Source organism: Pseudomonas sp. SWRI111 (genome assembly GCF_014268555.1).
Lineage (GTDB): Bacteria > Pseudomonadota > Gammaproteobacteria > Pseudomonadales > Pseudomonadaceae > Aquipseudomonas > Aquipseudomonas hamedanensis.
On sequence record NZ_JABWQQ010000021.1, the window covers coordinates 87838 to 102137 of the forward strand.

The following is a 14300-nucleotide window of genomic DNA, read 5'->3' on the forward strand; positions in this document are numbered from 1 at the left end:
CGTTTGTTGCTACGGTGACCAGTCGCCGTCCCCGCCAGCCCTTGCGATCACGCCGTCATTTCGCGATTGGTGGCGACAATCTGCTCATGGGTGAACTCGCTGCCGGGCGTCATGAAACGAGTCATCAACGCATCCCGGTTCAGCGGCGATCGAGCCTTGTCCGCCGCATCGAGCGCCAGCTTCAGGGTCGGCAACGTCAGCTCGGTGCAGTACGCCGCGGTGCCGGGTTGCTGACGCCACGAGTCGTGGAGAGTGCCCGCAACCAACGCGGTAAAACCCGTATCCGCCACCAGACTCTGCACGAGGGCCAGAGCGCCGGGATCATCCCCGGCGACCGGTAAGGCAATACGCGCCGCAGCGCCGTCAGGTTGGCCCTTTTCAGCCAGCGTGGCGGCGAGCGCGGCGTTCCAGGCTTTGATGACCGGGCGGCCGATCTGCTCGCTGACCCAGACGCTCTCGGGCTTGCCGTCATCGACATCCTTGATCGCCCCGTCACGCTGCGGATAGTAATTGGAGGTGTCGATGACAACGACCGATGCAGGCACCTGACTCAGTGTCTGCTTGAGATCCGGGTATTTTGCGAAGGGGATCGAGAGAATGATGACGTCCACCCCGATCACCGCCTGCTCTTTGCTCACCGCGTGTGCGCCGATGGCGTCAGCAAGATCCTGAATACTGTGCGGGTCTTTCGAATTCGCCAGTTTGATGTGATGGCCGCACGCAGCCAGCTTGCGCGCCAGCGTCGCGCCGATGTTGCCGGCGCCGATAATGCCAATGTTCATTTCAGTAGACTCCTGCATCAATTCGAAGCCTGTGCTGACTTCAACCAGTTCATTGCCCACTCGCGGTAATCGTCCGAGCGCGTATATCTCTCGAGCAGCTCGGGCAGGGAAAGTTCGCGCCCCTGCACACCACTTTGCTCGCGCAGCGTCGCATATGTCGCTTCGATCGCCGACAGATAAGGCGCATGCCCGTTTACCACAATCCGCACGTTGGCGGCGCTGAGCCGCTCGATATCGAGCAGTGCAGGGTTGGCGTAGCTGATCAGCATGATGGGCACCGACAGATGCGCCGTCAGCGCGTGCAGGTGCTCGAAGTCCTCTACGCCGACAAGGCAGATCGCATCGGCGCCGGCCCGTTCATAAGCATGCGTGCGCGCGATGCAATCTTCAGTGCTGGTCACGGCTGCGTTCGTGCGGGCAATGATGCTGAGCGCCTGATCCGAACGGGCGAAGCGCGCAGCGTAAATCTTGCTGGCGGCCTCTTGCGTCGCGATCAGACCCTGCGCCGGCGCGCCGTAACGAGCCGGCAGGTGGGTATCCTCCAACGTCAGCGCGGCGACTCCGGCTTTCTGCAACTCTGTCACGGTACGCATCACATTCAGTGCATTGCCATAGCCGTGATCGGCATCGGCAATCACCGGAATCTGGCTGACCCGCCCTACCCGGCCGACCTGTTCGACATACTCATCCAGAGTGAGCAAAGCAATGTCCGGCGCGCCGAGCACTTGCAGCGACGCAACGGAGCCGCCCTGTATGGCCACCTCAAACCCCAGGTCGGCGGCCATTCGCGCCGAAATGGGATCGAACACCGAAGCAGCAAACTTGCAGACGGAGCCGTGAAGCAACTCGGCAAACGCCTTGCGCAAGTCATGGTGGGATCGCTCGATCATTTTTCGTTCCCCCGGCATTCGCCGATTACTTCTGCACCAACAGGGCTTTTCTCGCCGCCTTGTCGTGCTTCATCGCCGCGATCTCACGTTCGCACGCCTCGACATCAAACGAGTTGTCCCACTTGGCAATAGCGATGGTGCCGATGCCGTTGCCGATCAGGTTGGTCACCGCTCGCGCCTCGTTGAGGAAGCGGTCGATGCCCAGCAGCAACACCAGTCCGACCAAGGGAATCGAATGGATGGTGGTCAACGTTGCCGCCAGCGTCACAAATCCCGCCCCCGCTACACCGGCCGAGCCTTTGGACGTCAACAGGAACACGCCGAGCAGAATCATCTGATCCATGAACGTCAGAGGCGTGTTGGTCGCCTGGGCGATAAAGATCGCGGCCATGGTCAGATAGATGCAGGTGCCGTCCGCATTGAACGTGTAGCCGGTGGGCAAGACCATGCCGACCACAGACTTCTTGCAGCCGAGCTTTTCCAGTTTGACCATCATTCGCGGCAGCACCGCTTCGGTCGAACAGGTGCCCAGGGTGATGAGAATTTCATCCTTGAAGTAACGCAAGAACTGCATCAGCGGCATGCCTGACCATCGCGCTACCGCGCCCAGCACCACGACAATGAAAATCAGTGTGGTGATGTACAGCGCCACCAGCAACTGCCCCAGCGACAGCAAGGTGCCGATGCCATATTTGCCAATGGTGAACGCCATGCCGGCACCGGCACCGAGCGGCGCCAGACGCATGACCATCGCGACGATCTTGAACAGGCCTTGCAGGAACAGGTCGATGGTATTGATCAGCGGCTTGCTGGTTTCGCCCATTTGCACCAGAGCAACCCCCATCAACACCGACAGCAGAATCACCTGCAGCATGACGCCATTGGAGAACGCACCGAGAAAGGTATGCGGAATGATGTTGAGGAAGAACTCGACGAGACCGCCCTGCTCGCTCGCCGCCTGACTGTATTTGTTGACAGCGCTGCCATCGAGGGTGCCGGCGTTGATGTTCATGCCGGCGCCGGGCTTGACCACGTTGACCACAATCAGGCCGACCACCAGGGCGATGGTGGAAAGAATCTCGAAGTAGATCAGCGCTTTCACACCGATCCGTCCGACCTCCTTGATGCTGCCCATCTTGGCGATACCAACGACCACCGTGCCGAAAATAATCGGCGCCAGGAGCATTTTGATCAGCTTGATGAAACCGTCGGCAAACGGCTGCAGTTTGGCGCCGATATCCGGCACGAAGTAACCAATGGCGGCACCGATCACGATACCGATCAGCACCTGCACATAGAGCTGGCTGTACCAGCGCGATTTTGAAGTTTCCACGAGAGCACCTCATTTTATTGTTGTGATGGGCGTGTGGCGTTGGCGTCGAGGATGACACCTGAAGTGGCGGCCTCATTCACCGAGGCCGCAGATGAAACGGAATCAGCCCTCGCCCAGTTCACGCATCACGGCGTAGAGCGCAGACTTGGCTTCGAAGCCGACCCCCGGGATATCCGGCAGGCCGACATAGCCGTTTTCGACACGAATGCCGTCGGCGAAGCCACCGAAAGGCTGGAACACGTCCGGGTACGATTCGTTGCCGCCCAGGTGCAGGCCGGCGGCGATGTTCAGCGACATCTGGTGGCCGCCATGGGGCACGACGCGGCGCGAGGACCAGCCCATTTCTTCCATCACTTTCAGGGTGCGCATGTATTCGACGAGGCCGTAGGACAGCGCGCAATCGAACTGCAGATAGTCGCGATCAGCGCGCATGCCGCCGTGGCGCAACAAGTTGCGCGCGTCCTGATGGGAGAACAGGTTTTCGCCGGTGGCCATCGGCAGTTCGTAGTGATTGGCCAGTTCGGCCTGAAGCGCATAATCCAGCGGATCGCCGACTTCTTCGTACCAGAACAGGTTGTACTTTTTGATCGCTTCGGCGTAAGCGATACCGGTCTGCAGATCGAAGCGCCCGTTGGCGTCGACCGCCAGGCGTTGGCCGTCACCGACCACTTCCAGCACCGCTTCGATGCGACGGATGTCTTCGTCCAGCGGCACCGCGCCAATCTTCATCTTGACCACGTCGTAGCCACGATCCAGGTAGCTCTGCATTTCCGCCTTGAGCTTGGTCTGGTCTTTGCCCGGGTAGTAATAACCACCCGCCGCGTAGACCCAGACTTTGTCATCGGCCACGCCGTTGCGGTAACGGTCGGCGAGCAGTCGATACAGCGGTTTGCCTTCGATTTTCGCGACCGCATCCCACACCGCCATATCGAGGGTGCCGACCGCCACCGAACGTTCGCCGTGGCCACCCGGCTTTTCGTTGGTCATCAGGGCTTTCCAGATGGCGAACGGATCGAGGTTATTGTTCTCGTGATCGATCAGCGTCTCCGGATCGGCTTCAGTGACCCGCGCCAGAAAGCGATCGCGCATCAACGCGCCCTGCCCGTAGCGACCGTTGGAGTTGAAGCCGTAACCAGTGACCGGTTTACCGTCGCGAATCACGTCCGTGACAACCGCGACGACCGAGCAGGTCATCTTCGAAAAATCGATGTAGGCATTGGCGATGGGCGACGCAATGGAGACGGTTTTTTCACGGATATCGACGATACGCATGACGGGTTCCTCTTGTTGTGGTGGCCCCACGTTATGCTTTGCGATGACACCCGCCCAATGCTATTAATGCCGCGCCCTATGCACAGGAGGCATTGCCCTTGGAACTGGTATGGCTTGAAGATTTTTCCGCGCTGGCCGAGTACGGCAGCTTTGTCCGGGCCGCTGAAGCGCGGCACGTCACGCAGCCGGCGTTCAGTCGCCGCGTGCGTTCGCTGGAGAATTGGATGGGCGTCGACCTGTTTGTGCGCACCCCGCAGGGCGCGACGTTGACCGAGGCCGGCAGACAGATTTTGCCCAGCGCCCAGGAAGCGGCCCGGCGTCTATATCGACTGCGCTCCGAGGCGCAGGAAGTCGCCGGCATGGCGGCCAAGCAACTGCAATTTGCGGCCACTCACTCGCTGTCGTTCACGTTCTTTCCGCGCTGGTTGCGAAGTGCAGAGAATGGCGCGCCGATCGATGCGGTACAGCTGCATTCCGACAGCATGGCCGTGTGCGAGCAGATGCTGATTCATGGCCAGGTGCAATTTCTGTTGTGCCATCGTCACCCCGACGTTCCACCGCTGCTGGCACCCGATCAGTTCATTGGAAAAAAGGTCGGCGAAGATGTACTCGTGCCGCTGGCAAGTCCTTCCGCGCAGTGCGGAACCGCCCCTGAAACCCTGCCCTATCTGGCCTATACCCACGAATCCGGTCTGGGCCGAATCGTAGCGCACAGGCTTCACGGCAAGGCCGATTATCTACACCTCAAGCCGTTGTTCAGCAGCCACCTGGCCGCGGTGCTGATGTCCATGGCACTGGAAAGCAAGGGGGTGGCGTGGCTACCGAAAAGCCTGACGGAACAGGAAATGGCTGACGGTCGTCTGGTCAGGGCACTTGATGAAAGCTGGGACATTCCCCTGGAGATTCACCTGACGCGCCCGACCGCGCCGATCAGTCCTTCAGCCGAAGAGTTCTGGGCGAAATTGGGCGAGTGATGTACCAATCGTCGCGTAAGCCCGGGCGCGTCGGCGACACGCCCGGGCAGCGGTGAATCAATCAGAACTGCAGCGACGCACCGTCCGCCGGAATGTCCACGCGGCTCTCAATGCCATGCTTTTGCACATAGCTGTGCAATTCGTCGCGGGTCAGGGACATGTGGTTGATCGCGTCCATGTGCACGGCGACGATTTTCGCGTCTTTTGCTACCTGCGCCGCTCGCAGGACGTCTTCCTCGCCCATGATGATCGAGCCTTCATAGCGACTCACTTTCGCCTTGCCTGCGTTGAGTACGATCACTTGAGGCTGGAATTTCTCAATGGCCTGATCGACGTCCTTGCGCCAGACGGTATCGCCGGCCAGGTAGAGCGTCTTGTAGCCCGGCGCCTGGAAGACCATGCCCATGGCTTCGCCCAGCCGTTTGGCCATGGTCGGCACCGCATACATTTCGTCAGTGCCGTGCTGGCCACCTATTTTGCTGATTTTAACGCCGCCGAACTCGGCTTCATTCGTCAGCACACGCACATTCTTGAAGCCTTGCGAGCGGATCAATTGCGCATCTTCTTCATGCTGGGCGAACAGAGGGATGTCTTTTGGCAGCGCTTTCTGCGCGGCGTCATCCCAATGATCAAGGTGCGTGTGCGTAACGATGACGGCATCGACGCCTGCAATTACTTGCTCAGGGGACTCGGTCAGGTCAACCAGCGGGTTACGCAGGTTGCTGCGGTAGGTGTTTTCGAACCCTGGATACGTGCCCTTTTTGGCGAGCATGGGATCGATCAGAAAAGTCGTGTCGCCGTAGGTGATTTTCACCGTGGCGTTACGTACTTGTTGCAGATTCAGCTTGTGTGCGGCTTCAGGCTTCGACCGCGTTTCGGTCTCTGCGAACGCTGGTGCAGTCACCGTGGCGCAAGCAATGCTCAGGGCAAATGGAAGCGTTTTGAGTGTCATGGAAATCATCCTGTTCGTTAATGAATGCGTCCATTTTTGCTGAAATCTGCCGTAGCCAACAGTGGCCTGAATGACATTTACCGATATAATCGGGCCAACTCGACACAGTGAAACCGAGACTTCCTTATGCCCTCCATCCGTGTTGCCGTACTGGCGTTCGACGGCGTCAGCCTTTTCCACCTGTCGGTGCCGGGCATTGTCCTGGCGACGGCCAATCCGGCGTCCACCGAGCCCCGTTACGAGATCAGCTACTGCGCGGAAGTCCCGGGCATGATCAGCAGTGACCAAGGCATTGGCCTGGCGATCGGCCATGGGCTGGAATTGATGGCGGTGTCCGACGTCATCATCATTCCGGCATGGGGCGGTCGGTCGATCAGCGCTTCTGCAGCGCTGGTGCAGGCGCTGCAAAATGCCCATGCCGAAGGCAAGTTGATCGTCGGTTTATGCCTCGGCGCGTTTGTGCTGGGCGATGCTGGCTTGCTCGATGGCAAGGAGGCGACAACGCACTGGGCGGCACGCGACGAGTTCGCGCAACGTTTCCCCAAGGTTCGGTTTCGCCCCGAGGTGCTGTACGTCACCGACGACAACCTGATGACCTCGGCGGGTACCGTGGCGGCGATCGACTGCTGTTTGCACCTGATACGCCAGCGCTTCGGTGCCGATGTTGCCAATCACACGGCGAAAATGCTGGTCACACCACCGCACCGCCAAGGCGGCCAGGCGCAATATGTCGAGCACCCGGTGCCACAGCTGTCGAGCGAAACGCATTTTTCTGAAGTTCTGGCCTGGGCCCGCATGAACTTGGGGGCGAACCTGTCGCTGGACCTGTTGGCGGAAAAAGCCAGGATGAGTCGACGCACCTTCACCCGTCGATTCAAGGAAACCACCGGCACGACGGTGTCCAAATGGCTCAATGCTGAGCGCGTGATCAGAGCGCAGGCATTGCTGGAAACCACAGATTTGCCGGTCGAATGCATTGCCGGGGAAGCCGGTTTTGGCACGCCGCTCTCGTTGCGGCAACAGTTTGCGGCTCACTTGGGGACGTCGCCGTCGGACTACCGAAAGATGTTTTGTCTAGGGATGAAGCGGGACAGCGGTGCACAAACGTGATGAGCCCGGCGGCTTGTTTTGTCCGGGTTCGAATCGATTACAGCGGCGCGGCAGCCTCTCACTGTCGAACCTGCGCCTGTTGATCGAGGTTATCATCGCGACAACTGCTGCCAAGGACATCCGCCCATGCCCTCCACGAAAACCCGCCCCATCCCCGCACCGCTGCTGCAGCCCGGCGAAACCGTGGTGCTGTTTGATGGCGTGTGCAAACTGTGCAACGGCTGGGCACGGTTTCTGATTCGGCATGATCGCCAGCGCCGTGTGCGCCTGGCAGCGGTGCAGTCGCCCGAGGGCCAAGCGTTGCTGGCGTGGGCCGGTTTGCCGTTGGATGAGTTCGACACGATGGCAGTGATTCGTGACCGGCAGTACTGGGAGCGTTCGGATGCGTTTCTGGAAGTGGTCGGGCAACTGCCTGGACGCTGGCAACCGCTGAAGCTGCTGCGCGTTTTTCCGCGTCGCCTGCGCGACTGGGCTTACGACCGCATTGCGCTGAATCGCTACCGGCTGTTCGGCAAATACGACACTTGCCTGCTGCCAACAGCAGATCATGAAAAGCGTTTTCTAAAAGCCCAGAGTTAAGCCGATCAGTTGCAGCGGCGTCATCTTCGTCACCATCATCAACACGATGGCAAACATCCCGGCGAACCCGCAAACGCCCATCCAGAACCACCATCGATACACGCTGGCGTAGCGATCCTCCAAGGGCTGGCCGCTCGCCTCGGCGCCCACAGCCATTGCATGCAGGCGTTTTTGCAACAACAGCACCGGCAGCCACAGTGCGCCCACGCAAACGAAGATGACCAGCGAGGTCAGCAGCCAACCGGTACTCATGGGCAATCCTGAAAGGCGCATCAGCAGATAGCCAGTGATGATCTGCACGAAGCCTGCGGGCGTGGTGATCCATGCATCAAAGCGCACGACCATCCGCGCCACATGCGCAATCACTTGCGGGTTGCCCGTGCGGCTGGCGGCGATCAGGTAAAGATACGAGCCCATGCCGAATCCGAACAGGAAAACTGCGGCAATCACATGCAGATATTTGATGCACAGATACAGCATCTCAACGCTGCCCTTGCGAGAACTGCACCGACAGGCTCAGATTGGCCGGATCGTTGATTGCCGCCAGGTATTCGGCGACGCTGATTTCACCCACGCAAGGCCGTGCGCCGGATTGAGGCACATAGCCCGAGGCCATTTTCACGGCCAGGGCCACGGCGGCGCAGCTGGGAATTTCCGGGCCTTTGTCATTCAACGCGGTGAGTTGAGCGGTCATGGTCAGCGGCTTGCCATCAATGCCAATGCCACGGACATCGATGTACATCGCGCTCTTGCCATCGCCGAAACGTTCGAACCGCATGCCCAGACGATGCAGCCTTGCTGCCCAGCGGGCATGATCACGCACCAGGCCGAACCGCAGGGCTTGCGCCAGCAATGCGTTGGCCACGCCGCCGAGCTTCAGGCCGGCGCCGGCCTTGAAAATCAGGGTCTGCGCGCCGTAGCGACGGGCGAAAATATCCATATCCGGCACATCGACATTGGCGAGTAGTCGCGTGCCCAACTGTGGCATCTTGCGCAGGGAAAGGTCGAGCCAGCCCAGCACTTCATGCACCTGGCCGTGCCTGAGTTGCCTGATCGGTTTGCCGGCGTAGGCCAGCACGCCTTCCACCGTGGACAGCCCCGGCATCTTCGCCGAGGAAGAAATGCCATGCTCGATCGAATCGATGCATGAGAAACGATGGCGCTGCTCGTCGATGATGGCTGACGACAGCGTCGGCACCGAACTGCAACCGCTGAGGATCGCCACGCCCGCCTGTCTGGCGCTGGCATCGAGCGCACCAATGCCGTTGACGAAGGTGCGGCAATCGGACAGGTCGCAGTAGTTCACGCCGGCACCGATGCAGCTTTCGGCGACCGCGTAGGATTGCCCTTGAAACGGCCCGCCGGTATGCACCACCAGTTGAATGTTCAGCGCGCTCAACGCGGCTTGAAATCCAGCGCCCATCGCATCACCGCACCACCCTTCGCAGGCACGGCCCGACTGGGCTTGCAGCTCATCAATCTTGAGTTGCAACTTGCGCGCATCGCGCCCCGACAGCACCAGCTCAACCTGCGGCATCACAGCCAGATGCCGACAAACGATGCTGCCGAAATTACCGTAACCACCGACGACCATGACCCTGAACGCCATCTCACTGTCCCTGTTCTATCTATCGTGGTTTGGAGGATATAGGGCGCAGCGGCGATCAGAAATGAAATTTGAAACCGGATATGGCAACAGCCGCTGCCGTCTAAAAAGAATGAACCCGGCGCCGCTTGCACCACCTAACCCATAGACCATCAGGAGGTAGCCTATGCAAATCGAAACCGTGTGGATCGTATTGGCGGTCATTCTCGTGCTGATCGAGCTTTGGGCCATCAACCGGGTGCGTAAAAGCGAGGGGAAATCGAGTAATAAAGGCGTGTGGATTGTGTTGATCGTGTTCGTGCCGTTGTTCGGCTTGATCGCCTGGGCGTTGGCGGGGCCCAAGCATGTCGGTCACGGATCGGCTTCCCAAGCGAACCGATGAGGCGGCGGGTGCATGCCCGGTCCATTCGTTGCAACAAAACCAGCCCGGCACTCGCCGGGCTTGTTATCTGCAATGCCTGATCGAGGGCATTCATGCAGGCTGCACGAAAGCGCAAGAGCTTAACCGCGCCAAAGCCTTGTAATACCGGGGCTGGCGTCAAACGAAACGTTGGCACGACTCCTGCGAAAGCTTCAGGGAATACACAGCAGCGCCAATCAGACGCTGTGTTCTATCCGTGAAAAGCAGAGGCCTAAAATAATGAATGCCATCGACCTTCTCAAAGCCGACCATGAAAAAGTAAAAGCCATTCTCAGCCAGTTGAGCGAGTCAACCGACCGGGCGCTGAAAAAGCGCGTCGAGTTGCTGGGCAAACTGGAAATGGAAATCACCATCCATACCCGCCTTGAAGAAGAAATTCTTTATCCCGCCTTCAAAGAGGCCGGCAGCAAGGAAGAGGACGTCATGTACTACGAAGCCAAGGAAGAACACCGCACCGTGGATTCGCTGGTGCTGCCTGACCTGAAATTGACCGATCCGGGCACGCCGGAATTTGCCGGTCGCGTGAAGGTGGTCAAAGAGTTGCTGGAGCACCACATCGAGGAGGAAGAAAAGGAAATGTTTCCTCAGGCGAAAAAACTGTTGGGCAAGGCGAAGCTCGACGAACTGGGTGCGCAGATGGAGGCCATGAAGGCGAGCTACAAGAAGGAAATGGCGGCAGGCAACATGGCCGCATAAAGTACTGGAACACAGAGGCCCGGCAGCGTTGCGGGCCTTTTTTGTGTGGATTTTGTGGGTTGCCTTGAATCCCGAGTACACCTTGAAATCCTGTGGGAGTGGGCTTGCTCGCGAAGGCGTCGGGTCAGGCGATTCATTTGTATCTGGAGGACCGCTTTCGCGAGCAAGCCCGCTCCCACAGGTTTGTTTGGGTGTCAGCAAACTTGCGGCACTGCAATATCCATGTGGGAGCGGGCTTGCTCGCGAAGGCAATCTGTCAGCCAGAACAGTGTTGACTGACCCGGCGCTTTCGCGAGCAAGCCCGCTCCCACAGGAGTTTTTGGGTGTCAGCAGACTTTGCGGCACTGCCAATATCCATGTGGGAGCGGGCTTGCTCGCGAAGGCAATCTGTCAGCCAGAACAGTGTTGGCTGATCCGGCGCTTTCGCGAGCAGGCTCGCTCCCACAGGGAATCGGGAATCAGTTTGTCGCGATCAAACCGCCCACGGTGGCGCGGGGTCAAACTTCGCTTCGAGCCACTGTTTGAAGGCCACCACCGCCGCTGCCGGAAACCTCGCCGAGGGCCGGACCAGGTAGACGCCGCCGGCCGTATCCAGTTGCCAGTCCGGCAGCACCTGAGTCAGCGTTCCGGCGGCAAGGTCGCGGCTCATCAGCCAGTCGCCGGCACCGAGAATACCGGCTCCGGCGCGGGCGGCGGCGAGCAGCGACTCGCTGTCGCTGGCGGTCAGGTTGCCCTTGGGCGTGAGGGTTTGCAGCTCGTCGCCGCGATGCAGTCGCCACAACGGGAATGACGCCAGCCCGCTAAAGCGCAGGCAATTGTGCTGGAGCAAATCCTGCGGTGTTTGCGGTGTTCCGTGAGCATCGAGGTACGCCGCCGATGCGCACAAAATCCGTCGATGATCGCTGAGTTTTTTCGCGGTCAGGCGATTGTCGTCCAACTCGCCGATACGGATCGCCGCATCAAAACCCTGCTCGATGATGTCGACCAGGCCCTCGCTGTAGTCGGCAACAATCGAGACCTGCGGATAAGCCTTGAGAAACTCCGGCAACAGCGGCCCGAGCCACAACCGGCCCATCGCGGCCGGCAAGGCGAGGCGCAAGGTGCCGCGCACTTCGTTGGCACCCTGCACCGCTTGCTGCTGCGCCTCGTTCATCAGCGCAACGGCTGCACGCAGGCGCTGTTCCAGTTGAGCACCGGCCTCGGTGATACGCACCTGGCGCGTCGAGCGCTCCACCAGGCGAACCCCCAGGCGTTTTTCCATCGCCGCCAAGCGTTTTGAAACGATCGTGGGATGACGCTGCAACAAGCGACCGGCCGCGACAAACGACCCTTGCGCGGCGACGGCCAGAAAGGCAGCGATCTCGTCGCTGTGTTGATTGCTCAGAACATCAAGATTCATGGTTTTAGAATGATCGCTCCCGATGATCGCCCCGACTCCAGCTCGGCGTGCGCGGCTGCGGCGTCGGCCAGTGGATAGCGCGCCCAGATCCGCGGCGTGATAATACCGGCGGCGACGGCGGCCAGCACATCTTGTGCACGCTCCTGATACTCAGCAGCGCTTGCAGTGTGCGCTGCCAGTGACGGACGCGTTAGAAACAGCGAACCCTTGGCATTGAGTGTCGCCAGTTCCACCGCTGACGGCGCACCGCTCTGCGCGCCGAACGAGACCATCAAGCCGCGGGGACGCAAGCTGTCCAGCGAAGCCTGGAAAGACACCCGGCCGATCGGGTCGTATACCACGTCGACCTTGCGCCCGTCGGTGATTCGCGCCACCTCGGCGGCCAGGGTTTCAGCATCAAATACCAGCACCTCATCGCAGCCGATCGACCGCGCCTTGTCGACACTGGCCGGTTTCGATACCACGCCAATCACCGTGGCGCCCAAGTGTCTGGCCCACGGCACCATGATTTCCCCCAGACCACCCGCGACGCCATAGAGCAGCATCGTCGTCCCCGGCCCCACCGGATACGTCGACTTCAACAGATACTGCGCAGTAATGCCTTTGAACAGCACTGCAGCAGCCTCATCGAAGGACAGTTCATCGGGGATCTTCACCAATCGATCCGCCGGAAACAACCGCGCCGAGGCATAACCGCCCAAAGGTCCGGTGGCATAGGCAACGCGATCCCCGACGCTCACGTGGCTGACCCCCTCACCGACCGCGGCGACACGGCCCGCGCCTTCCAGGCCAAGGCCCGAAGGCAACGCCACCGGCACCGCGCCTTTGCGCTGGCTGACGTCGAGAAAGTTGACGCCCACAGCCTCTTGTTCAAGCCAGACTTCACCCTGCCCCGGCGTTTGCACGCTCACGGTGTGCAGGTGCAGGACCTCGGGGTTGCCCGTTTCGGTAAAGCGGATTGCGCTCGCCATGCTTATCTCCGTTCAGTCATTAAGCGTTGCACCCAGTGTGAAAGCTCAAGTCTGGACGAACAAGCCGCGCTTTTTGCAGTTCATTACTGCACCAGTTGCAGCTATAACAACGCAACCCCTCCAGTGCAAACAATCAGAGTGAAAGGGAAAACAACTGACTGGGCGGCAGACAAAACGGCTGCCGCCTCAGGAGGCAGGTTTAATCGAAAGCGCCGTTGAGCACTTCGTAGATCAACCCGGTGGCCAGCGCGACGAGGATCAGGTCCGTGCCCACCTGCTGCCATTCATAGCCGTCATAGTGCGGCAAATGGCCGAGCAAACGCCCGTCGAGTTTTTTCGCGATACCCGGTGGCAGCGGTTTGCCGCGCGCCAGATTCTTTTGAATGCCCGGTGGCAAGGGTTTTCCGGGATTCCAGTATTCGCCGCGATAGCCGCCGATGACGCCGAGGATGTTGCCACGATCGACACTCGGTCCGCCGCCGTGGTTACCGGAGGATTTTTGCCCTTTGTTGCCCGACCCTTGATTGCCGTGGTCCTGCATGTTCTGCGGCTTGCCCTTGCCATTACCCTGGCCGCCCTGATTGCCCTGCCCGCCCTGGCCTTTTCCGTTACCAGGGTCCGCCAGCGCCGTGACACTGCCAACTACCAGCGCAAGGCAGGACAGCGCTGTAACCAGTCTGCGAGCTTTTCTCATGTGCGGCTCCTTCAGTTCGGGGGTGCTTTAAAGCATAGGCGTTTGTGTTCGGCCTGGTGCTTTTTTTCTTGCTGGGCACACCGGCTTGCGTCAGGATTCGCCCCCTTCCCCACCCCGATTGAAACGGCCATGAATCGTCAGAAAAAGCTGCAGCAGTTGTTCAAGGAAAAAGCCAAAAAGGCTAACGCCAAGCTCGCGCCGAAAAAGCCCAAGTACATTTGCAAGGCGGATCGTTTGAAACTGGAAGCCGAAGCCGAAGCCGCCGCGCAAGCGACTGCCAACAATACGGATAGCTGAGCAAGCGCGCTGCGTCATCAGGCTGTCTGCCGTGACGTCAGCCCCCTCAAATCGCTGTGGAGTGAGCTTGCTCACGAAGGGACCGGGCCAAGGTTCATCCAAGTTGAATACCGCTTTTCGCGAGCAGGCTCGCTCCCACAGGGATTAGCGTTGGGCACTCAATTTGCGGACCGCCACAAAACAGTGTGGGAGTGGGCTTGCTCGAGAAGGCGTCAGGTCAGGCACATCACCTTGACTGGCACACCGCTTTCGCGAGCAGGCTCGCTCCCACAGGGATTAGCGTTGGGCACTCAATTTGCGGACCGCCACAAAACAGTGTGGGAG

The 14300-nt window shown here is 59.9% G+C and carries 16 protein-coding genes; 6 read left to right on the forward strand and 10 right to left on the reverse strand.

Features of this window, described 5'->3' with window-relative positions:
- Positions 1-47: 47 nt before the first annotated feature.
- The 4 genes from HU755_RS21935 to HU755_RS21950 all read right to left on the reverse strand — a co-directional run bounded on the left by HU755_RS21935 (position 48) and on the right by HU755_RS21950 (position 4277).
- Entirely contained in the window at positions 48-782 is a 735-nt protein-coding gene (locus HU755_RS21935) for an NADPH-dependent F420 reductase (protein ID WP_238350029.1), read from the reverse strand.
- A 17-nt stretch (positions 783-799) separates the two neighbouring features.
- The gene (locus HU755_RS21940) at positions 800-1672 is read right to left on the reverse strand and encodes an oxaloacetate decarboxylase (protein WP_186636431.1); all 873 of its coding nucleotides are present in this window, start codon (positions 1670-1672) and stop codon (positions 800-802) included.
- A 25-nt stretch (positions 1673-1697) separates the two neighbouring features.
- On the reverse strand, positions 1698-3005 hold the full coding sequence (gene dctA, locus HU755_RS21945) for a C4-dicarboxylate transporter DctA (protein WP_186636435.1): 1308 nt from the start codon (positions 3003-3005) through the stop codon (positions 1698-1700).
- 102 nt (positions 3006-3107) lie between these two features.
- Positions 3108-4277 carry a mandelate racemase/muconate lactonizing enzyme family protein gene (locus tag HU755_RS21950; RefSeq protein ID WP_186636438.1) on the reverse strand — a complete coding sequence of 390 codons (1170 nt, stop codon included), beginning with the start codon at positions 4275-4277 and terminating at the stop codon, positions 3108-3110.
- Between the two features lie 98 nt (positions 4278-4375).
- On the opposite strand from HU755_RS21950, the gene HU755_RS21955 reads away from it, so the two are divergent.
- Positions 4376-5251, forward strand: a complete 876-nt coding sequence (locus HU755_RS21955; RefSeq protein WP_186546549.1) for a LysR family transcriptional regulator — start codon at positions 4376-4378, stop codon at positions 5249-5251.
- A gap of 61 nt (positions 5252-5312) precedes the next feature.
- Here the strand turns inward: HU755_RS21955 and HU755_RS21960 are convergent, their stop codons facing one another.
- Positions 5313-6203 (reverse strand): MBL fold metallo-hydrolase, encoded by an 891-nt coding sequence (locus HU755_RS21960; protein WP_186636449.1) that lies wholly within the window; start codon positions 6201-6203, stop codon positions 5313-5315.
- A gap of 126 nt (positions 6204-6329) precedes the next feature.
- Between HU755_RS21960 and HU755_RS21965 the strand changes: the two genes are divergently transcribed.
- A complete protein-coding gene (locus tag HU755_RS21965; protein ID WP_186636451.1) occupies positions 6330-7313 on the forward strand; it encodes a GlxA family transcriptional regulator in 984 nt (327 codons plus the stop codon).
- A gap of 126 nt (positions 7314-7439) precedes the next feature.
- Positions 7440-7892, forward strand: coding sequence for a thiol-disulfide oxidoreductase DCC family protein (locus HU755_RS21970; protein ID WP_186636453.1), 453 nt, complete (start codon positions 7440-7442; stop codon positions 7890-7892).
- On the opposite strand, the gene HU755_RS21975 is transcribed toward HU755_RS21970, so the two are convergent.
- Positions 7875-8372 (reverse strand): DUF2269 domain-containing protein, encoded by a 498-nt coding sequence (locus HU755_RS21975; RefSeq protein ID WP_186636454.1) that lies wholly within the window; start codon positions 8370-8372, stop codon positions 7875-7877. The two genes, HU755_RS21970 and HU755_RS21975, sit on opposite strands and share 18 nt — an antisense overlap.
- A 1-nt stretch (position 8373) precedes the next feature.
- Positions 8374-9501: a saccharopine dehydrogenase family protein gene (locus tag HU755_RS21980; protein WP_186636455.1), complete on the reverse strand. Its 1128-nt coding sequence runs from the start codon at positions 9499-9501 to the stop codon at positions 8374-8376.
- Positions 9502-9664: 163 nt separating this feature from the next.
- On the opposite strand from HU755_RS21980, the gene HU755_RS21985 reads away from it, so the two are divergent.
- Positions 9665-9880, forward strand: a complete 216-nt coding sequence (locus tag HU755_RS21985; protein ID WP_186528194.1) for a PLD nuclease N-terminal domain-containing protein — start codon at positions 9665-9667, stop codon at positions 9878-9880.
- 258 nt (positions 9881-10138) lie between these two features.
- Positions 10139-10615, forward strand: coding sequence for a hemerythrin domain-containing protein (locus HU755_RS21990; protein ID WP_186619213.1), 477 nt, complete (start codon positions 10139-10141; stop codon positions 10613-10615).
- Between the two features lie 472 nt (positions 10616-11087).
- Here the strand turns inward: HU755_RS21990 and HU755_RS21995 are convergent, their stop codons facing one another.
- From HU755_RS21995 to HU755_RS22005, 3 genes are all read right to left on the reverse strand, one after another.
- Positions 11088-12014, reverse strand: a complete 927-nt coding sequence (locus HU755_RS21995; RefSeq protein WP_186636457.1) for a LysR family transcriptional regulator — start codon at positions 12012-12014, stop codon at positions 11088-11090.
- The gene (locus HU755_RS22000) at positions 12011-12985 is read right to left on the reverse strand and encodes a quinone oxidoreductase (protein WP_186636459.1); all 975 of its coding nucleotides are present in this window, start codon (positions 12983-12985) and stop codon (positions 12011-12013) included. The genes HU755_RS21995 and HU755_RS22000 overlap by 4 nt, the downstream gene beginning before the upstream one ends.
- Positions 12986-13184: 199 nt before the next feature.
- Positions 13185-13679: an anti-virulence regulator CigR family protein gene (locus tag HU755_RS22005; RefSeq protein ID WP_186636468.1), complete on the reverse strand. Its 495-nt coding sequence runs from the start codon at positions 13677-13679 to the stop codon at positions 13185-13187.
- Between the two features lie 129 nt (positions 13680-13808).
- On the opposite strand from HU755_RS22005, the gene HU755_RS22010 reads away from it, so the two are divergent.
- The gene (locus tag HU755_RS22010; protein ID WP_186636470.1) at positions 13809-13976 is read left to right on the forward strand and encodes a DUF2986 domain-containing protein; all 168 of its coding nucleotides are present in this window, start codon (positions 13809-13811) and stop codon (positions 13974-13976) included.
- Positions 13977-14300: the final 324 nt, after the last annotated feature.